Annotated in this window: 18 protein-coding genes; 11 read left to right on the top strand and 7 right to left on the bottom strand. The window is 48.2% G+C overall.

The features are described from left to right. The 8 genes from VIM72_RS00245 to VIM72_RS00210 form a co-directional block, all read left to right on the top strand. On the top strand, positions 1 to 524 hold a 524-nt coding region (locus VIM72_RS00245; protein ID WP_332000865.1), incomplete at its 5' end, for a hypothetical protein. Positions 525 to 627: 103 nt separating this feature from the next. Beyond that, positions 628 to 1,167 (top strand): RNA polymerase sigma factor, encoded by a 540-nt coding sequence (locus VIM72_RS00240; RefSeq protein ID WP_332000864.1) that lies wholly within the window; start codon positions 628 to 630, stop codon positions 1,165 to 1,167. A 48-nt stretch (positions 1,168 to 1,215) separates the two neighbouring features. Continuing rightward, on the top strand, positions 1,216 to 2,232 hold the full coding sequence (locus tag VIM72_RS00235) for a FecR family protein (protein ID WP_332000863.1): 1,017 nt from the start codon (positions 1,216 to 1,218) through the stop codon (positions 2,230 to 2,232). Between the two features lie 86 nt (positions 2,233 to 2,318). Next, complete coding sequence (locus VIM72_RS00230) at positions 2,319 to 5,768, top strand: SusC/RagA family TonB-linked outer membrane protein (protein WP_332000862.1); 3,450 nt, start codon at positions 2,319 to 2,321, stop codon at positions 5,766 to 5,768. A 21-nt stretch (positions 5,769 to 5,789) separates the two neighbouring features. Next, positions 5,790 to 7,499, top strand: coding sequence for a SusD/RagB family nutrient-binding outer membrane lipoprotein (locus tag VIM72_RS00225; protein ID WP_332000861.1), 1,710 nt, complete (start codon positions 5,790 to 5,792; stop codon positions 7,497 to 7,499). A gap of 42 nt (positions 7,500 to 7,541) precedes the next feature. Then, on the top strand, positions 7,542 to 8,894 hold the full coding sequence (locus VIM72_RS00220; protein WP_332000860.1) for a PhoPQ-activated pathogenicity-related family protein: 1,353 nt from the start codon (positions 7,542 to 7,544) through the stop codon (positions 8,892 to 8,894). Further along, positions 8,894 to 9,718: a glycerophosphodiester phosphodiesterase family protein gene (locus VIM72_RS00215; protein ID WP_332000859.1), complete on the top strand. Its 825-nt coding sequence runs from the start codon at positions 8,894 to 8,896 to the stop codon at positions 9,716 to 9,718. Before VIM72_RS00220 ends, VIM72_RS00215 begins: the two co-directional genes overlap by 1 nt. Before the next feature lie 101 nt (positions 9,719 to 9,819). Next, entirely contained in the window at positions 9,820 to 10,890 is a 1,071-nt protein-coding gene (locus tag VIM72_RS00210) for a hypothetical protein (RefSeq protein ID WP_332000858.1), read from the top strand. A gap of 58 nt (positions 10,891 to 10,948) precedes the next feature. On the opposite strand, the gene VIM72_RS00205 is transcribed toward VIM72_RS00210, so the two are convergent. Together VIM72_RS00205 and VIM72_RS00200 are read right to left on the bottom strand one after the other, a co-directional pair. Further along, complete coding sequence (locus VIM72_RS00205) at positions 10,949 to 11,380, bottom strand: hypothetical protein (protein WP_332000857.1); 432 nt, start codon at positions 11,378 to 11,380, stop codon at positions 10,949 to 10,951. Between the two features lie 12 nt (positions 11,381 to 11,392). Further along, positions 11,393 to 11,794: a helix-turn-helix domain-containing protein gene (locus VIM72_RS00200; protein ID WP_332000856.1), complete on the bottom strand. Its 402-nt coding sequence runs from the start codon at positions 11,792 to 11,794 to the stop codon at positions 11,393 to 11,395. 81 nt (positions 11,795 to 11,875) lie between these two features. Between VIM72_RS00200 and VIM72_RS00195 the strand changes: the two genes are divergently transcribed. Then, a complete protein-coding gene (locus tag VIM72_RS00195) occupies positions 11,876 to 12,772 on the top strand; it encodes an NmrA family NAD(P)-binding protein (RefSeq protein WP_332000855.1) in 897 nt (298 codons plus the stop codon). Between the two features lie 40 nt (positions 12,773 to 12,812). Here the strand turns inward: VIM72_RS00195 and VIM72_RS00190 are convergent, their stop codons facing one another. Beyond that, positions 12,813 to 13,628: an HAD-IIA family hydrolase gene (locus VIM72_RS00190; protein WP_332000854.1), complete on the bottom strand. Its 816-nt coding sequence runs from the start codon at positions 13,626 to 13,628 to the stop codon at positions 12,813 to 12,815. A 183-nt stretch (positions 13,629 to 13,811) separates the two neighbouring features. Beyond that, a complete protein-coding gene (locus tag VIM72_RS00185; protein WP_332000853.1) occupies positions 13,812 to 14,609 on the bottom strand; it encodes an alpha/beta hydrolase in 798 nt (265 codons plus the stop codon). Positions 14,610 to 14,676: 67 nt separating this feature from the next. Between VIM72_RS00185 and VIM72_RS00180 the strand changes: the two genes are divergently transcribed. Further along, on the top strand, positions 14,677 to 15,267 hold the full coding sequence (locus tag VIM72_RS00180; protein ID WP_332000852.1) for a TetR/AcrR family transcriptional regulator: 591 nt from the start codon (positions 14,677 to 14,679) through the stop codon (positions 15,265 to 15,267). Positions 15,268 to 15,270: 3 nt separating this feature from the next. Here VIM72_RS00180 and VIM72_RS00175 read toward each other — a convergent pair whose 3' ends face one another. From VIM72_RS00175 to VIM72_RS00165, 3 genes are all read right to left on the bottom strand, one after another. Next, positions 15,271 to 16,284, bottom strand: coding sequence for an acyl-CoA thioester hydrolase/BAAT C-terminal domain-containing protein (locus VIM72_RS00175; RefSeq protein ID WP_332000851.1), 1,014 nt, complete (start codon positions 16,282 to 16,284; stop codon positions 15,271 to 15,273). Positions 16,285 to 16,298: 14 nt separating this feature from the next. Beyond that, positions 16,299 to 16,697: a DoxX family protein gene (locus VIM72_RS00170; RefSeq protein ID WP_332000850.1), complete on the bottom strand. Its 399-nt coding sequence runs from the start codon at positions 16,695 to 16,697 to the stop codon at positions 16,299 to 16,301. Between the two features lie 65 nt (positions 16,698 to 16,762). Beyond that, the gene (locus VIM72_RS00165) at positions 16,763 to 18,301 is read right to left on the bottom strand and encodes an MFS transporter (RefSeq protein ID WP_332000849.1); all 1,539 of its coding nucleotides are present in this window, start codon (positions 18,299 to 18,301) and stop codon (positions 16,763 to 16,765) included. A 159-nt stretch (positions 18,302 to 18,460) separates the two neighbouring features. On the opposite strand from VIM72_RS00165, the gene VIM72_RS00160 reads away from it, so the two are divergent. Next, positions 18,461 to 19,138, top strand: a complete 678-nt coding sequence (locus VIM72_RS00160) for a hypothetical protein (RefSeq protein ID WP_332000848.1) — start codon at positions 18,461 to 18,463, stop codon at positions 19,136 to 19,138. Positions 19,139 to 19,253 lie beyond the last annotated feature (115 nt).

Here is a 19,253-nt window from a genome sequence, read left to right as displayed (position 1 = left end):
TACCAACACTCATGCGCTTTTTTATCCCCCCTTATCTATTATTTATGCTGCCTGTATTTTGTTTACTTACAGGAGCCTGTAAAAAAGATAAGCCTGCAACGCCCCTGAAATCGCCTAAATATGACCTGGTGAAGGGCACCTGGAAACAACAGGACATCGTGCTGGCTGTAGACGTTAAACTGAATAAAAAGAACATTCCCAAAGGCAGCAGCATCCTGGCGCTGGCTCCCCTGCTGGGGCCCGGTGGCGCCCAGCTCACCTGCACGGCGGATAACACCTACCGGTTTAATGAAGACGGCTCCTTTACCATTGAAGGCTGTACCACGCTGATACTCCCGGTAGCAGGCAACAGCGGCACCTGGAACCTGGATGTACATGATTCCGTGTTAAAACTCGTATCCGCAAAAAGTGAGAATGATCCGCACTGGATTGAAAATATCAGCAGCACTAACCTGGATCTTTCCCTTACGGTAACCATCCCGGGTGTAGCCACAGTACCACTTATATTAAAACTGAAGAAATAAAATGAACCGCCGGAGATATCGGATACTATTGTTGAAAATAACAATAATATAATCGGTAATTCCTTGTATCTTGTTTAGGCTGATCAGATATTTGCTGGCAATTATGGAAAGTATTGTACAGGATATTATCAATGGGAATATCGAAAGTTTTAAAGAGGTATACCAACAGTACCATACAAAACTTTACTTCTACGTTCTGAAATGTACACACTCCGTATACATAGCGGAAGAAACTGTGCAGCTTACTTTCATCCTTCTCTGGGAAAAACGGGAAAAACTTTCTATGAGCTTCAGCATCTCCACACAGTTATTTCGTATAGGCAAAAGCGTGATGACCGACCTGCTCCGCAAACAACAGGTACGCAACCGCCACACAGAAATACTGGTAAGGGATAACACCAACTGGCACGTGGAAACAGACATCACGGTGAAGGAAGAACTGACCCGGGTGTATAACAGTATAGAACAACTATCCCCCATCCGGAAGAATGTTTTTAAACTCAGCCGCTTTGAAGGGCTCCCGCATAAAGAAATTGCCAGGCAGTTATCCATCTCCCCAAAAACAGTGGAAAATCACATTGTGCGCGCCATCCGGCAACTGAAAAACTCCCTGCTGCTATTGCTGCTCCTCTTCATTTGTTAAGTAAATATGACGAGTGAGGGATTTCCTCTTTTCAAACGAATACATACTATGAAGCATTCAGCAATACTTATTGAAAAGTTTCTCCGGGATGAATGCAGTGAAGCAGAAAAGCAATGGGTGAAAGAATACATTGCACAACATCCGGAAGCTTTACAACCTTATTTAACAGAAGAGAGCTGGCATTCTTTTCAAACCGGCGAACAATTATCTGAAGCCGTTTCCGGTAAAATGATGACGGTGATCGAAGCGCATACCTTTCAGAAAAAGCATTCCAACACACGCTGGTATACAGCGGCAGCAGCGGTGGCGCTGCTCATTTCCGGCGGGCTGTTATGGACTATCTTACGTTCTTCCCCGGAGGAGAAAATTGCCACGGCAAAACCGGTAAATATGGTAGCTACGGTTGCATTACGCACGCTGGTAAATAACACAAAGAAAATGATGCTCCTGCAGCTAAGCGATGGTAGTATAGTGGAACTGGCGCCGCAAAGCGAAGTGAAATACCCGGAACCATTTACCGGCAACCACCGGGAGCTTTATTTAACAGGCCTGGCCTTGTTCAGGGTACACGCTGATAAAAACCATCCCTTCACCGTACACGCCGGTCAGTTGGGCGCCACCGCCTTAGGCACTGTTTTTAAAATAACAGCATGGAAACAAAAAAATATTATACAGGTACAGCTGATCAGCGGCAAGGTAGTAGTAAAGCATGAACAGGCCGCTGTAAAAGACGTATACCTGGCACCTGGCCAGGAGCTTTGCTATAACCTGCAAAAGAAAATGGCCACTGTGAATACGGCTGTCAGCATTCAAAAAGATAAAATACGGGTACGGGTAAACGAAATTATCACCTTTAACAACGAACCGCTGGCTGGCGTTTTCAGGCAGCTCTCCGAAAAATATCATGTAAAGATTCAATACACGGAAAACAGCCTTACAGGCATGAATTTCACCGGTACATTCGACAGTAACAAAGAAACATTAAAAGAATTTCTGGCAACTATTGGTACGTTAAACAATCTTACTATTAATCAGAAAGATGATGTTATCTACATAGTACAATAATCCCGGAAAAATATTTTCCCATACTTACAACACCCGCAACCTCCACGAGGCTGCACAAACTTCCTTTTGCCTAAAATGAAAATTTTATGTGTGTAAAAACCAAACCTTCCTGCTGCGCAACCATCACCTGGTTGTTGTTGTTGCTGTGGCAATTAACTCCCGGAACTGTACTGGCGCAAAATACCCGTCCTGCTGCCATTGGTATGATAAAAAATGAAAGCAATGAAACGCTTCCCGGCGTAATGGTGAAGATAGAAGATGCAGATAATAAAGTACTGGCCAGCACCGTCACCAATGAAAAAGGCATTTTTACCTTTATTAAATTACCTGCCGGTGGCCCCTATCATTTTGTGCTGTCGCAGATGGGATATACTACAGATACCCTTCGGGGATATATGATCAACGACTCCAGCAGGTTATCCCTATCAGTGGTACTGAAAAAAAAAGTAGAAGAGTTAAACCAGGTACTGGTAACCGCACTGGGCATTAAAAGGGAAAAGAAAGCCCTGGGTTACTCCGTGGAAGAACTGGGTGGCAAAGAATTTAACCGCATACCACAGGAAAACCTGCTCAACTCCATGTCGGGCAAAGTAGCAGGCGTTACCATCAATTCCACCGGCGGCACCGGCTCCTCTGTAAGTATGATCATTCGCGGCGCCACCTCCCTCAGCAGCGACAACCAGCCCTTGTTCGTAGTAGACGGCGTACCGGTGGCCAACACCGTTAACAACATCAGCCAGATCGGCAAGGATAATATGGTGGACTATGGCAATGCTATTTCAGATATCAACCCCGATAACATTGAAAGCGTTACCATCCTGAAAGGCCCCAGCGCCGCGGCTTTATACGGGTCCCGCGCAGGTAACGGCGTAGTGCTGATCACCACCAAAACCGGTAAGAAAGTAAATAAGGTAACGGTAGATGCCTACGTTAACTCGGTGTTCGATATTCCCTATAAATACCTGAAGTGGCAAACGAAATTCGGTTCCGGCCAGCTGGCGGGCATTCCTTTTTCCCGTAGCGGCAACCTGCTCACCAATCCCTTTGGCACCATCATCCAGGAGAATGTAGACGCTACTTTCGGCGCCGAGCTGGATATGGGCTATGAAGAAGTGCAATGGAACAGTCCACTCGATGCCAGCGGCAAAAAGATCCCCATGCCGCTCGTCTCGCATAAGAACAACGTAAAGAATTTCGTTAACACCGGCATTACCACTATTGCCGGTGCTTCTGTTGCCAACAACAATGATAAGCTCTCCTATCGTATTGCTTATGCCAACATGTCGAACAAAGGGATCATTCCCAATACCGACCTGTATAAAAATACGCTGAGCCTGAACTCCGCCTTACAGGTGAACGCAAAGATCAGTTTAAGCACCAACATCGATTTCAGCCGCAACAACTCCAACAACCGCGCTGCGGGCGATCGTGGCGCCAATCCCCTGCAGGCGGTGTACAGCATCTCCCCGCATATTGATGTGCGCGACCTGGCCAACTACTGGATGCCCGGCCAGGAAGGGCTGCAGCAACGCACCCAGTACAACGGCGTATTCAATAATCCTTACTTCCTGGCGTATGAGGTAAAGAATGGATTTGTAAGAGACCGGTTGTTCGGGAATATACGGGCCGATTGGAAAATACTGCCCTCTCTAAGTTTTATGGCACGCTACTCACTGGATACCTACGGCGAAAAAAGGGAAACAAAAATTGCCAACAGCTATCTGAATAACCCAGGTGGCGCCTATGGCATCATCAACCTTGATAATTACGAGCGGAACATGGATGTATTGCTTACCTATAAAAAAGTGATCCGTCATTTTGATTTCTCTGTTTCCGCCGGCGGCAATATGCGTTACCAGACAGGCAGTAACACCACCACTTCCACCAAAGACGGTACAGGGCTTAATACGCCGGGAGTGTATACGATCCAGAATATTGCGCCTGCCAATCTCAACTATTACAGCAGCACTTTTGAAAGAGGTGTGAACAGCGTATATGGTATGCTGAATGTGGGCTATAAAGGAATGGCCTACCTGGATGTAACCGGTCGTACCGACTGGTCCAGCACCCTGCCCCAAGCAGCGTCCTATTTTTATCCATCTGCCTCGCTAAGCCTGCTGGTAAATGAAATGGCGCATCTTACTTCCGATAAGATCAACCTCGTAAAATTCAGGGCCGGCGCCGCACAGGTAGGTAACGATGCCGCTCCCTACCAGCTGGCAGCTACACTAAGCAGCGTGGGCGCCTGGGGCAATATACCCCGGCTTACCACTTCCGGCACCCTGCTGAACCCTTTCCTGAAACCGGAAATAGCCACTTCCTATGAAGGCGGGACCGACATTAATTTATTCAGGAACCGCCTCCGTTTCTCCGGCACTTACTATATCGTTGAAAACAAGAACCAGATCTTCAGCCCTAAAACACCACCTTCTTCCGGCTACTCTTCCCGCAGCATCAATGCGGGTTTACTCAGGAGCAGGGGCATTGAATTAACGCTGGGCGGCACACCTGTAGAAAGCAGGAACTGGAGATGGGATGTGAATGTGAACTTCACCCGCAACCGGACCCGCATTATTTCGCTGCCTGATGATATGCCTTACTATACGCTTTGGGAAGAAGGCAAAGGCGGCGCATGGACTTATGTGGGGGAAGACATCGGCGACATCTACGATGCGCAGCTGGTAACGGTTACAGACAAATCATCTCCTTACTATGGCTATCCCATACTGGATAACACCGGTAAATGGCAAAGTATAGACGCCATCAATACAAAAAATAAGATCGGCAATTTTAACCCCGACTTTATCATGGGTTTGCAAACTTCTTTCTCCTATAAAAACTTTACACTGAACATGACATTCGACTGGAGAAATGGCGGTGATTTTGTTTCACAAACTTACCGTTATGGAGAAGAACATGGCAACTCACAACTGTTCCTCGATAAGCTCACCAACCCCGGCAATATGAAAGGACAGGAACTGCGCGATTACCTGGTGAGCCACCAGGATCAGCTGGTGATCCCTTCCGGCAATAACTTCCCGCTTGTGGGCGGGCCTACGCCGGAATACAACAGCTTCCCGTTTACCTATGGTCCGTATGTACTCCCTTATGGCGGCGTATTTATTCCCGGTGTAAGGGCGAAGGGATACGACAGCAATGGTAACCCTACCGGCTATACGGAAAACCTGGGCAACGACGGAACGCTTACGCTGCCTTATGCCGGCAGCACCGCGTGGTCGTTTACAAGAGCGTTCTTATTTCCTGCATCGTACCTGAAGCTGAGGGAAGTATCGCTCACTTACGAACTCCCGCAACAGCTGATCCGTACCGCCAAACTGCAACGCGCCAGTTTCTCTGTATACAGCAGGAACATTATCCTGTGGACGGCCGCCAAAATCGGCATCGACCCTGAAAACGCCTACCAGCCTTCCACCGCGGTGCAGGGCTCGGGCATGCAGTTCAAACAGGGCATTGAAAGATACAATGTTACTCCCTGGGCCATTCCCGTGGGCGCTAAACTGAACGTTACTTTTTAAGAGCTTCTTTAATCCTGATATATGAAAACAGTGCGTACATCAATTATACTCTGCATCGGGCTCCTTTGTTTATCTGCCGCTTCCTGTAAAAAGGACCTGATCAGTATGAACGAAAACCCCAACGGCGCTAATCCCGCTACCACCAATCCCAACCTGGTATTGTCTACCGTGCTCACCACCGCCGGTATGCAGCTGGTAACGCTGGGCTACCAGGATATGGCTGGCGTGATGCAGCACACGCAGAAAGATGGCTGGACCACCACGCATAACGAATACGACTGGTCGGGCTCCAACAGCTGGACCGGTTACTACGATGTATTGCGGAATAACCAGCTGGTATACAATCGCGGCGTAGCGCTGAACAGTGAACTGCACCAGGGCGTGGCGCTGGTGATGAAATCCCTGCTCTTTGGCCTCATCACCGACCTGTGGGGCGATGCGCCCTATACCTTTGCCCTGCAGGGGGAAAACGGCACCCCGGAAACCACACTGCCGGTATTTGATCCGCAGCAAACTATTTACGCCGGCATACTCGCTGATCTTGAAAAAGCAAACACCCTGCTTTCAAAGCCTAAAAGCGCCTATTCCAACCCCATTGATGCCGTGGATGTATACTACCAGGGCGACCCGGTGAAATGGCGTAAAATGGCCAATTCCCTGGCATTGCGCTATTATATGCGGCTGTCTGAAAAGCTGCCTGCCATTGCCAAAGCCGGTATTGAAAAAATAGTGGCAGATCCGGCGCAATATCCGCTGATCCTTAATACAGATGGCTCAGAAGATGCCGCTATGTCTTTTCCGGGCAACAGCAATGCGGATTCATGGCCGGCGAATGTAGCCTACGATACCGACAGCAGCAATTACCGCCGCTTAAAAATGTGCGCCACTCTTGTAAATGCGCTGCAGTTAAGGCATGATCCCCGGTTGGGCGTATGGGCTAATAAAGTACAGTGTTTTTTATTGGTAGATGATACCAAACCAGCCGGCACCGGCAACGTATATAAAGCCACAGACACCGTGATAGCCGGCGTTCCACGGAAGGTAAGATACATCTCCCCGGATGTACTGGCTTCCAAAGGGCTTACCATCAACGATATTAACCAGGATGAAAATTATGTGGGATTGCCGCCGGCCATTTCTGGTCCTGCCGTATATAACCTCAGCCCCGATGCCAGCCAGGCTTCCCGTAACCCGCATGTTTCCTGGCTGAACGATATCTACCAGCAACCGAAAGGCCCCCTGCTGAAGGCCAGGATCATTTCCGCGTCGGAAGTACATTTTATCCTGGCGGAAGCAGCCGCCGTGAAAGGATGGGCCGCCGGCGATGCTGAAGCGCACTATAACGCAGGCATACAGGCATCGCTGAATGTTTGGGGCGTAGGTGCCAACGCTGCCGCTTATCTCGCGCAGCCCGCTGTAAAATTCAATCACACACAGGAGCAGATCATTGTGCAGAAATGGATGGCCAGCTGGACCGCCGCCACCGAAGCCTGGGCCGATTACAAGAGAACAGGCTTCCCTGTACTGCATGCCGGCCCTTACGCCAAAGGCCCGGTGCTGCCGGTGCGTTTGTACTATATGCTGGAAGAACGTAACCTGAATAAAGCCAATATGGAAGCCGCCGCCGGCCGGCTGGAAGTAACCAGCTATTCTTCCTTTGGCGCCAATGGCAGTAAAAACAGTCCCTGGTCCAAACCCTGGGTGATCCAGGGCACCGGAAAACCATGGTAATTTCTTATATTTCACTAAACCCTTCAAACAATTTATCCGGATATGAAGCAACTCTTTTTAAATGCCGCTGCCATGTTTGTGCTCCTGCTGAACCAGGCCAACATTTTTGCGCAGCAAACAGTAACACCCGCTACCGCGCTTAAAAGTTACCTGAACAACGGAGATACCTCGTTTAAATGGGAACTGAAAGATTCCTTCAACATCACTAACGGTAAAGGCTATAACGTACTGCTTACCTCGCAGCAATGGCGGGAATATACCTGGAAACACCAGCTCACCATCCTGGTACCCGATGATATTAAATACGATGGCGCATTGCTGTTCATTACCGGCGGCTCCGTAAAAGAAGGCATGCCCAACTGGAATGGCCCCGAAGATGAGCTGTACCAGCAGATGGGAAAAGTAGCAGTGATCAATCACGCTATCACCGCCGTTTTACGGCAAACGCCCAATCAGCCGTTGTTTGGTAAATTAACGGAAGATGCGCTCATTTCCTATACCCTTCACCAGTTCAAAAAAGATGGCGACTACAACTGGCCGTTGTTATTTCCCATGGTGAAAAGCGCGGTGCGTGCCATGGATGTGATCCAGGAGTTTGGCATGAACAACCTTCACCGCAAAGTGAATGGCTTCGTGGTATCCGGCGCTTCCAAACGTGGGTGGACCACCTGGCTCACCGGCGCTAACGACAGCCGTGTAATGGCTATTGCACCGATGGTGATTGATGTACTGAATATGCCGGTAAGCCTGGACTACCAGATTAAAACATGGAAAGAATATAGTGTGCAGATAGAAGACTACGTGAAACTGGGCATTCCACAGGCGGCGCATACCACCGAAGGCCAGGCTATCAACACCATGATCGATCCCTACTCTTACCGGAGCAATTTATCCATTCCCAAAATGATTTTCATGGGTACTAATGATGAATATTGGGTAGTAGATAATATTAAAAATTATATAGACAGCATTCCCGGTAAAAACCTGATTAACTATGTACCTAATGCCGGTCATAATCTGGGTGATAAAGTACAGGCATTCCAGGGCCTCAGCGCTTTCTTTGGTATGACGCTGAGCAAACAGGCTTATCCTGATTGCAGCTGGACCACCAGCACGCACAGCGGCAAAGTACAGCTTACTGCCAAAGCTACGCCGGACCGCTTATTGGATGTGATCCTGTGGTCGGCCAATTCTTCCGACCTGGATTTCCGTAACGATAAATGGGAATCCAAAAGCCTGGGACAGGCGCATCAGTCTAAGGTAAAAGTGACCACTACCCTTCCCTCCAACGGCTACCGCGCTTTTTATGTAGACCTGAAATACCAGAACGCCACCGGCGGTACCTATACCGTTAGTACGCGTGTATTCGTAACCGATACTAAAGCCATTCTCTGATGAAAGCAGCCATATACCTGGCAGCGGTCTGCTGCTTTGCCGTTAATAGCCACGCCCAAACGTTGCCGGCTACACGAAATAAATTCGTGGTGGTAGCGCATCGGGGCAACCATGTGGCGGTGCCGGAAAATACCGTGGCAGCTATTGAAGAAACCATTCGCTGCGGGGCAGATTATGCAGAGCTGGACCTCCGCACCACAAAAGACGGGCAGCTGGTGCTCATGCATAATGCCACGGTAGATAAAATGACGGATGGCAAAGGCAATGTAGCCGACCTCACACTGGCAGAGATAAAACAATTGCAGGTACGTAGCACCGATGGAAAAGTATACCGGGTGCCTACCTTTGCGGAAGCATTGCAGGCATGTAAAGGCAGGCTGAATATTTACCTCGACTTTAAAGCCGCCGATGTTCCTGAAACCTGGAAACAACTGCAGGCAGCGGGTATGGAAAAACAGGTGATCGTATATCTCAATGAAAAAGAACAATACAAGGCCTGGCGCAACACTGCGCCGGAAGTGCCGCTGATGGCCAGTTTACCGGATGGGATCAGCACACCGGAACAGCTGGATAACTTCCTGAAAAAAGTGCGTATAGCCGTATTCGATAATATTACCACCCCTGAAATGATGGCGGTTGCACGGAAGTATAATGCCGCCATCTGGCTGGATGTGCAAACGCCCACGGAAGGGCCGGCCGACTGGCAGGCGGCTATGAACAAGGGCATACAGGGCGTACAAACGGATCACCCGGAAGCGCTGATCAATTACCTCAACACCCACCACCTGCGGGATGGAATAACCACTACGGCCGCGGTTCAGTGATAAGAAATATTCATCAGCGGTAGTTTTTCGGGAGAAAGGCTACCGCTGATTTTTTTTGATAGAGCAGCCATCTTATCTTTAGTGCTCATTGCAAAAAGATTATGGCAACATTCAGGAATATATCATTACCCATCTCTCACAAGTTATCATTACCACAAAACCCATCCGGCATTGCTATGTTGCCGGATGGCGGGTATTTACTCAACTTCAGCGCAAAACCCGAAGTGATCAGGCTGGATGCTTCGCTGCAGGAGATGTGGCGTAAAGATCTCCAGGCGCAAACGATCAACTATGTTAACTGCGAAATAACAGCCTCCCCCGACAACAGGCTGATAGCGCTTTCCGGGGAAACGGCCATAAGAATAACAGATCACAACGGGGAATTGCTTTGGCAATATGACCACGCCCCCTGGTATCATTTCCTGGGCTCCGGCTGTTTCTTTTCTGCTGATGCAAAATTTATGTGGTTCGTATCGCCCGAAGAGCAGGATACCCTGCACCGGCTGCGGTTATCAGATTTCGCCATAATAGATAGCCATCCGCTGGAAACCAGCCAGGAGTGCGCCTATAATTTTCATTCCACCCCGGATAAAAATAAATTCCTGCTGGAAACTCCCGCCGGCCAGGACAGCATTACACTCTATCTTGTTACTTTCAGCGATGAAGCCATGACGATAGAGGAACTAACACAATGCCACGACCGGGTGGCGGGGAATTTTTCTCCCGATGGGAAAATATTTATTACCGCGCCGCATTATAGCGAGCCCATTCAATTGTTCTCTTTCCCGGGTATAGAGAAAGCAGCGGAACTACCGCAGGAAATATTGTTTGATATCAACGACCGGTATAAAGCAGCTGAAGATCCCGATGATGTAAATTATATTGCGCTGTTTATCAATAACGAAACTTTCCTTGTATATACGAGGTTTGGCAGGTTACTGCTGGTAGACCGTAATACACTCTCCTGCTTTGGTGAACTGTTGCCGGAGGGCTGCGATATCAGGGCGTATGATTCTGCCGGTGCCCCCACTAAGGATCCTGCTGCTATTCTTGATTATGGCGGGGATATCATAATAGTACGGGTAACTACACAAGGGCAGTTGCTGATTACACATAACAGCGGGGAAGTGAGGATATATGAACTGCCGGAAATAAAAAAAGAGGCTGTTTAAATAAAATGCCCCCAAAAGCCGAACACTTTTGAGGGCATTACAAACCGACCCATTTTTGTTAAAAGAATATATCTACATAATCTACTACATTATTCCCTTCACAGTTATCCATTTCCTGCAGGCGCCAGTATTTACGGGTACCCTTGGCCAGGAAATGATAAGTGCCGGTTTTATCGCATACCTTTCCGCCATTCAGGTTTTTATCCATGGTTTGAATGGTGCCTTCAAAGGTAAGTTCCCTGGCGGATACCACTTTCAGTATCCCATCTATAGTAACGAAGCCGCCGCCCTGCGGATCGCGCTGCTCCCCTTTCACGGTATAATTACCGTCTTTACTTTTCCTGATCTGCACTTTGCCGGGGTTATCCCATCCAATCCACTGGAGGGTAAAATTGTGGACGCCCTCCCGTATGGTGGCCTCTTGTGCATGGCTGTAATATCCTGTAATGAGCATGCTGCATAGCAGGAACAGGGAACGGATCTTTTTCATGATGATGTGGGTTTAATGAATACCGGGAAAGTTCTTCAGGTTCCTGGCGAATACTTTTGAATTTTCTTTGCTGTCAGACACCGCCCATACTGCCATGGCATATAAAACCGGCTTCAGGTTGGCGCCTGTTTTTGTTAAGCTGTAAGTAACATGTGGCGGTACCACGGGCTTGGCTATACGTACTATCAGGTTGTCTGCTTCCAGTTGTTTGAGATGTTGGATCAGCATTTTTTCCGTGATAGCAGGGATACCTTTTCTCAGATCGCTGTAACGTTTGGCGCCGGATAGCAATTGAAACAGGATGATAGGCTTCCAGTAGCCGCCGATCTTCTCCATCACATACGTAACCGGGCATTCATTAAAGGCGGCCTGTTTGTTGGCCTGTATTACAGAGGCTTCTTTTACTTTTGTCATGATACATACTTTAGGGTAAGTACTTGTACAAAAGTAAGTACAAATCTACTTTTGTGCAAGCAACAAATAAACAAACAAATTATGAAAATTACTTTAACAGGATCATTGGGAAATATCAGTTTACCGCTGGCACAGCAATTGATTGCCGCCGGGCATAGCGTAACCATAGTAAGTCATAACCCTGAAAGGATAAAAGCGATCGAGGCCCTGCAGGCCATTCCTGCCATCGGGTCTGTTGACGACCCGGAGTTTCTCCGCAGCGCCTTTAAAGACGCTGACGCTGTATACACGATGATACCGCCAGGTTTCCAGGCGGCAGACATCCGGGAATATATGCGGCAGGTAGGAGATAACTACGCCCGGGCCATTGCAGAAAACGGCATCAGCCACGTGGTAAACCTCAGCAGCGTAGGCGCTCACCTGGCAAACGGCGCTGGTCCTGCAGGGGCTAACCACTATGTGGAAGCAAAATTGAACGAACTAACGGGTACGCATGTACTCCATTTACGGCCCGGCATGTTTTACACAAATTTCTTTGGTAGTATTCCTATGATAAAACAACAGGGCATCATCGGTAATAATTTTGATGCATCGGTCAACATGGTGCTTACCCATCCCCGCGATATTGCCATAGTAGCGGCGGAAGCGCTGGATACGCGCTCGTTCACGGGAAAGCATATACGTTATATTGGCCACGAGATCACCGGCGCCGAAGTAGCGGCCATACTGGGCAATGCTATCGGCCGGCCGGAACTGGCATGGATAGAGTTCCCTGACAACGACTTGTTATATGGGCTGATGCAGAACGGCCTTACCGAACAAATGGCCAGCGTATATGTACTGGAAATCGGGATGGCGTTGAGGGAAGACAAGCTGCTGGGCAGCTACCGGGAACACCGGCACAACGCCGCCGGCAGCATTGATTCCCTGCATCATTTTGCGAAGGACTTTGCCGCTGCTTATAATCAGCAGGCGTAGTAAAAAGCAGGGGCGCTATACAGGCGCCCCTGTAATAATATTAATAAACTTCCGCAAATGCGTGCGCTCCCATCACTTTCATAAACAGCTCTTCATCCAGCAGGTCTTTCACGGATTTAATAATAAAATCAGGCGAATAACCGAAGTGCGCCAGATCGCTTTCATGGGTTACGCCAGATAAGGTAAGCACGGTGGTAAAGCCCATAGAGCCTGCGCCCAGGATATCTGTTCCCATGGTATCACCAATCATCACCGTTTCATCTGTGGTGAGCTGCAACGCTTTACGCGCCATGCGCATCATCACCGGGCTGGGCTTACCCACGCTGAAAGCCTTGATACCACTGGCAAATTCCAGCATGGCTACCAATGCGCCGCAACCTGCCCTGTATTTACCATCGCCCATGGGGCAATTGGGATCAAGATTGGTGGCAATTAATTTAGCGCCTTTCATGATCATGTTGATCGCTTTATCAACAGATTCCAGCATGATGGTTCTTCCTTCCCCGATAATCACATAATCCGGCTGATCATCTACTATAGAATAACCTGCATTATACAACTCCGTCAGCAAACCTCCTTCGCCGATCACATAGGCGGTACCGTTTTCTTTCTTGGAAGCCAGGTACCTGGCGGTAGCCATGGCGCAGGTAAAAATATCAGTATCATTTACCTTAAAGCCCATCTTATTCAGCTTATAACATACATCTCTGCTGGTTCTCTGGCTATTGTTGGTAAGAAAGAGAAAGGGCAGGCCTTTTTCTCTCAGCCCGTTAATAAATTCTACGGCTCCGGGAATTGGTTCACTGCCTTTGTAGATGACTCCATCCATGTCGATTAGAAATCCCTTTTTTTTCATAGCAAATCAGGTGTTGGTTTTTAAACTGGTTTATTGCTCAAAAAGTTCCATGGAATGAATAAAGGAAAGATGCATGGAATGAATAAAGGCAGGAAGCTGCGTAGATGCAGTGATTGGATATTCTCCCCTAAAGATAATAAAATAAATTAAAAAGTTGCTTTTTTCTGGAGATAAATAACGGGGCTATGCATTTGTTTGTAAAAACAATTCCAGGTGACGGTTAAATATTTCCGGCTGCTCCATGTTGGGCATATGTGATGCATCCTTTATCACCGCCAGTTTCGCACCACTGATATGTGCCTGCATACCCTCCGCCACGGCTACCGGTGTAAACCCGTCCTCTTCTCCCACTATGATCAATACCGGGCAATGAATATGCGGCAGCATAGCGGTATGGTCCCTTCTTTCGGCCCTGCCCCGTTGTACTGCAGCAGCGCCCAGGGGATTGGTGCTATCCATCATCTCACGCAGGTGCTTTACTACTTCAGGTTGCACGGCCATCGTTTTTTTACCAAGAAACCGGTGCAGGTGCCCGGCGGTGTAAGAAGGCATTCCCCTTTCAATTAAATCGGCCGCCAGCTGCAACCGCGCCTGGTAGCTTTCTGCGCTTTCCGCCTTCGCATCGGTATCTGCCAGTATCATGGCATGGAACAACTGCGGCGCCAAACGGTACAGATCAAAAAGTATCTGCCCGCCCATCGACAGTCCCACAAAAGTGGCCTTCGTAATTTGCAACGCCTCCAGCAAATGAATAAGGTCCAGCGCCAGTTCATCCAGCAGCGTAGTACCGGATGGAATCCCGGTTTCTCCATATCCCCTCAGATCCGGTATAATCAGCCGTTTATTGGTTTTGAAAGCCTCCACCTGCTGATCCCACATGCTGCGGTTAAAGGGCTGCCCGTGAACAAATACCACTACCTCCCCACTCCCATGATCATCGAATACCATGTTAATTCCTCTTACTTTTATTTCGCGCTTCATAATTAATGAGACTTTTGTCTCACGAAAATAGTACCTTTATATCATAATTCAAATATTACCTACAGGCATGAGTAAATTATCACTGGATGACGGCAGGGTGGAACAAAAACTAAAGACAAGGGAAAAGCTGCTGGCAGTGGCCAACACGCTGTTGTTGCAGGGAAAAGAGATCAGCGTGGAGCTGGTGGCCAGAGAAGCCGGTATCTCCAAAGCCACGGCCTACCGTTACTTTACAGGAACATCTTCCTTAAAGCGGGAAGCTTCGCTGCAATTGAAAGCCAAAACAAGCGACGACCTGTTTGCCGGTATCGCTGAAAAAGACCTGAAGGCAAGAGTGAATAAACTGATCGATTATCATTTCGATCTCTTTACAAAAAATGAAACGGAGTTCCGGTTGTTCCTCAGTTCTGTGATATCGGAATCCATTCACCCTGAAAGCGGCTACTCCAGGGCAGGCCGGCGTATTGTACTGATAGAGGAAGCGCTGAAGCCACTACGGAAAACATCGTCGCCCGCCGCCTTCCGGCGCATGGTAAACACGCTGGCTGTTTTTTTCGGGATAGAATCTGTTACGGTGCTGAAAGACCTCTGCCAGCTGGATAATAAAGCTGTGCTGGAAACATGGCGCTGGGCGGTGCACCGGGTTGTGTTTGGATAAATGTTATTTACCTGTATTCAGTTGCAGTAACCACTGCTTCCAGCCGGCTGCCACTTTATCCCAGTTAAAAGTATCATAATCAATACTACCATCTGCCCTTACGGGGAAATAATTATGCTCTGTTCCGTGGTAAACAAGGAAGCTGAAGTTCCGCTTCTTTTGCCGGATCGTTTCCACTCTCAGGTACTCATCGAATGGGGCTACCGCATCTTTGGAACCATAGGACACCAACACGGGGATCTTCAGTTTTTCAAGATATTGCAGGGGTGGTATGGAAAACTGGTAAGTAGCCTTATGCGTATCGCCATTGGATGCATCCATCCCTTCGGGATCGTTCACTACCTCCTGCCAGTAACTCATATCTTCCGCGGTCAAATCGGTGGAATCCTTTTCAAGCGCCCGGTTCCGTTCAACAATAGTCATGATCCTTCCCATAGGGTTGCCACCGGAATAAATTAACGCGCTGACAGCTTTGGTTTCCATGGCCATTTTAGCGGCAATGGTACTTCCTTCTGAATGACCGGCTATCACCAGCCCCTCTTCAGCGATCCAGCTTTGCTGGCGCAAAAAACGGATCACTGCCTTATTTCTCTCCACATAATAATCCAGCAGGTTATGCGCAGTATAAAAGCGTGGAAAATACCCGGTGCTGTCTTTAAACGTAAAATGGTCTGAGAGTAGCTGCCGGTCGGCCTGTAACGGGATGCCGGGCTTGCCTGTGATAGCCAGATGGTATTTTTCTGTTAAGATATCCGGGTTGAAAACAAAAGCATTTCCTGCTGCTCTATGCCCATCCTCATTGTAAAGAATGAGAAGCGGAACAGGGAGGCTTCCCTGGCAGAAAAGCAATAGCGGCTTCCGCTTATTTTCTTCACCTTCTTTCGACTTTACCAGTATCTCCACGGTATCGCCCTTATACAGGAACTGAAAATGCCGGTATCCGTACAGTTTTTCATCCATCGTTTGGGCCTGAAGTACGATGGGAAGAATCATTAATATCCAGGGTAATAATTTCATAGTAAAAAAACAGGTTATGAGATGCGCTCCCGCTGCGCTGCTGCAATTACCAGCAAAGCTACAATAAGTAATACACTATACTCGCATCCGCCGGTACCATGTTCTCCTACAAACCATCCGAGAGAAGCATGTATCAGGACTATGCCCACCAGCAGCAGTATAATAAAACCTGCGCTGAGCCAACGTGTATACTTTCCAAGCAGCAATAATATGCCGCCGGTAATTTCATAAGCGGTAATTGCCCATACCCATGCCACGCCATAAGGCAGTCCTTTGCTTTCCATAAACTCACTAAACTGCGGGATAGAACCATTAGAGATGCGCACAATGGCGTGCGCCAGGAAGATAACGGCTACCGCTATACGTAATATTAGTAACGATTGTTTCAGTGACAGGAAAGGATATTGCTGCATGAGGAACGGTTATATGCAAATGTAGAAAAGACGGGCAGGGAAACAATACCTGTAAACCGGTATTTCTAACCGGTAGCGGGTTGTTTACGGATAAAAAGAAAACCCATCAGCCCTCCCAGGAAAGCAAGCCCCGCAGAGAGCTGCATGATACGTCCATAGGCGATAATAAACCCATCTTTATGTACTTTACGGATCATGGGGTGATGCGCAGGATCAATATCCGCCGGTACAGCAGCATTGCCCAGGTTTACCGTTTGCGCTACCACCGCATCCTTCTGCGGATCGTTTAACGGCAAGCTGCGAATCTCCCGCTGTACTGCGCCCGAGAAAAAAAGCACTGCCAGCGCACCGAAGATAGCATTGGCAAAAACACCGGCAATACGGGTCACTGCGTTATTCACCCCGGAAGCAGTGCCGGATAAATGATCGCTTACCGATCCCATCACTGTGGCGGTTAATGGCGCCACGGTGAGCGACATACCTAATCCCAAACCCACAATGCCCGGGAAGAAAGTAGTCCAGTAATCTTTTGCACCCGCTGTTTGTTTTACAAAAGACAACAGCAGCAACCCGGCGCCGGTAATACATGGACCAGCTACCAGGAATAAACGCGGGCCATACTTATCTGCCATACTTCCGGTAAAACGGGCAATAAGGATCATCAGCACGGTAAACGGCAGGAAGGTAAGCCCCGACTGTAACTGGGTGTATCCCTGTACCTGCACCATATCCAGGGAAAGGAACAACATGCCTGCGCCAAGGCCCGCATATAAAAAGAAGGTAAGCAGGTTGGTACCGGTAAAAGTTAAGTTGCTGAAGAGCCGTACGGGCAACATCGGGTGCCGGCTTTTATTTTCCACTATCACAAAAATCACCAGCAGCAATATTCCACCGGCAATAGTGCCATATACCTGCGGGTTACCAAACCCCAACGAAGGCATACGCAGGAACCCAAAAGTAAGCAGGGCCAGGCCGGCTGCGGTGAGCACCGCCCCCGGAAAATCGAGCCGCTGATCACCTTCCGTTTCCCGGCTTTCATTCACCTTCCAGGCCAGGAATACCAGCGCCGCCACCCCAATGGGTACATTGATAAAGAAGATATATCTCCAAAGTCCTGCATCTGCCAGAGCGCCGCCCAACACAGGGCCGCCCATGGTTACCAGGGTAGTAACGGCCGACCAGGTACCGATGGCCTTTCCTCTTTCATTTTCATTGATGGAAGAGGTGATTAAAGAAAGACTTCCGGGAATCATCAGCGCGCCGCCTATACCCTGTAACATCCGGAAAATAATCAGCATGGTAGCGCTGCCCGCAAAACCGCAGGCAGTAGAGCCGAGAATGAATACAAAAATACCGGTCATAAACACCTTTTTGCGGCCCAGCCTGTCGCCCAGCGAGCCGCCTATCAATATGAGGGAAGCCAGCATCAGCATATAGGCATTCAACACCCAGAATAATTCCGCTGCCGATGCATGAAGGCTTTGCTGCAGAGCCGGCAATACCACGTTCAATGCCGTACCATCTATGAAAGCCATGGCGGATGCAAGGATGGTGGTCACCATCACCCATTTGCCGGCGGAACTGTGAAGCGTTACGGTTGTCATAATACGGAAGCGTTAAGATAATTGTGTAAAGGGTATTGTGTTCATAGCTGTAAGTTACGTTACTGATATAAATACCCCCGCTATTTGATAAAAATACCCCCTCTGTTTTTAACTGACTTCCCTGTGGCTTGTAGTAACTTGAAATTCTAAATTCCTTATATGAAAAAGAAAACAATTTACATTGCTATTATTGCAATAACGCTTTTTGCCTGTCAGAAAGAAACAGCTAAACCTTCTGCTGTCGCCTTAAATGAAGTTAAGAGTAGCGCCTTGTCAAAAGGGTCTGCCATTAAGGATACCGAGCTCGACAAGTTAATGCAAAACATAACCGGTTCACCCGTATCAGCCCAAATTGATGCTATTCGTCGCTACGCTGATCAAAAGAAATTAAGTACAGTTAAGAGAAACGCCCGGGTGCAAACCCAGTCATTAACCGATGATTACCCCGGCCTGGGAGAATTCTGGGCAGACTACCAAACAATCTCTTTGTGGCAGCAACTTTCGTTAGATCCATATACTGATCAGACTTTCCCGCTTGAATGGACAGTAGCTGATAACAAATCCGGTTATTGGAAAGTAAAATCTACAGATAAAATAGTAGTACGGAATAGAGGTAATTCACTTATGCCGGAGGTTATCGATCTTGAGCATAACGGATCTACGGCTTATTCTTATATACCTATCCCGGTAGACTTCCAGGAACTTGGGTATTCACTTAATCCCAGTAGTCGTCCTTTCTATGACTGTGTAGCCAGCGTACGCGTTTTCGGCGAGGTAGGAATAGGAATGTTCTATGTAAATATTGACAATACTTGTTTTATAACGCTGTGTTTATAACATTAGCCGTATTAATGCATCAACTGTTCAGGGTATTCGATTCCATACACGGGACAGTTGATGTTATTCCTCATAATATTCCATGTTAATAATACATCTGAAAATGATTCCCTGT

Origin of the sequence: Chitinophaga sp. (assembly GCF_036569185.1) — a bacterium.
Lineage (GTDB): Bacteria > Bacteroidota > Bacteroidia > Chitinophagales > Chitinophagaceae > Chitinophaga.
This window is presented reverse-complemented; position numbering and strand designations above follow the sequence as displayed.

What these genes read in the sequence shown, in the direction of transcription:
- VIM72_RS00175 (WP_332000851.1), bottom strand. Translation starts at nt 16,284, where the DNA reads ATGAAATTATTACCCTGGATATTAATGATTCTTCCCATCGTACTTCAG.
- VIM72_RS00240 (WP_332000864.1), top strand. Translation starts at nt 628, where the DNA reads ATGGAAAGTATTGTACAGGATATTATCAATGGGAATATCGAAAGTTTT.
- VIM72_RS00190 (WP_332000854.1), bottom strand. Translation starts at nt 13,628, where the DNA reads ATGAAAAAAAAGGGATTTCTAATCGACATGGATGGAGTCATCTACAAA.
- VIM72_RS00225 (WP_332000861.1), top strand. Translation starts at nt 5,790, where the DNA reads ATGAAAACAGTGCGTACATCAATTATACTCTGCATCGGGCTCCTTTGT.
- VIM72_RS00180 (WP_332000852.1), top strand. Translation starts at nt 14,677, where the DNA reads ATGAGTAAATTATCACTGGATGACGGCAGGGTGGAACAAAAACTAAAG.
- VIM72_RS00220 (WP_332000860.1), top strand. Translation starts at nt 7,542, where the DNA reads ATGAAGCAACTCTTTTTAAATGCCGCTGCCATGTTTGTGCTCCTGCTG.
- VIM72_RS00195 (WP_332000855.1), top strand. Translation starts at nt 11,876, where the DNA reads ATGAAAATTACTTTAACAGGATCATTGGGAAATATCAGTTTACCGCTG.
- VIM72_RS00215 (WP_332000859.1), top strand. Translation starts at nt 8,894, where the DNA reads ATGAAAGCAGCCATATACCTGGCAGCGGTCTGCTGCTTTGCCGTTAAT.
- VIM72_RS00235 (WP_332000863.1), top strand. Translation starts at nt 1,216, where the DNA reads ATGAAGCATTCAGCAATACTTATTGAAAAGTTTCTCCGGGATGAATGC.
- VIM72_RS00205 (WP_332000857.1), bottom strand. Translation starts at nt 11,380, where the DNA reads ATGAAAAAGATCCGTTCCCTGTTCCTGCTATGCAGCATGCTCATTACA.
- VIM72_RS00230 (WP_332000862.1), top strand. Translation starts at nt 2,319, where the DNA reads ATGTGTGTAAAAACCAAACCTTCCTGCTGCGCAACCATCACCTGGTTG.
- VIM72_RS00210 (WP_332000858.1), top strand. Translation starts at nt 9,820, where the DNA reads ATGGCAACATTCAGGAATATATCATTACCCATCTCTCACAAGTTATCA.
- VIM72_RS00165 (WP_332000849.1), bottom strand. Translation starts at nt 18,301, where the DNA reads ATGACAACCGTAACGCTTCACAGTTCCGCCGGCAAATGGGTGATGGTG.
- VIM72_RS00185 (WP_332000853.1), bottom strand. Translation starts at nt 14,609, where the DNA reads ATGAAGCGCGAAATAAAAGTAAGAGGAATTAACATGGTATTCGATGAT.
- VIM72_RS00200 (WP_332000856.1), bottom strand. Translation starts at nt 11,794, where the DNA reads ATGACAAAAGTAAAAGAAGCCTCTGTAATACAGGCCAACAAACAGGCC.
- VIM72_RS00160 (WP_332000848.1), top strand. Translation starts at nt 18,461, where the DNA reads ATGAAAAAGAAAACAATTTACATTGCTATTATTGCAATAACGCTTTTT.
- VIM72_RS00170 (WP_332000850.1), bottom strand. Translation starts at nt 16,697, where the DNA reads ATGCAGCAATATCCTTTCCTGTCACTGAAACAATCGTTACTAATATTA.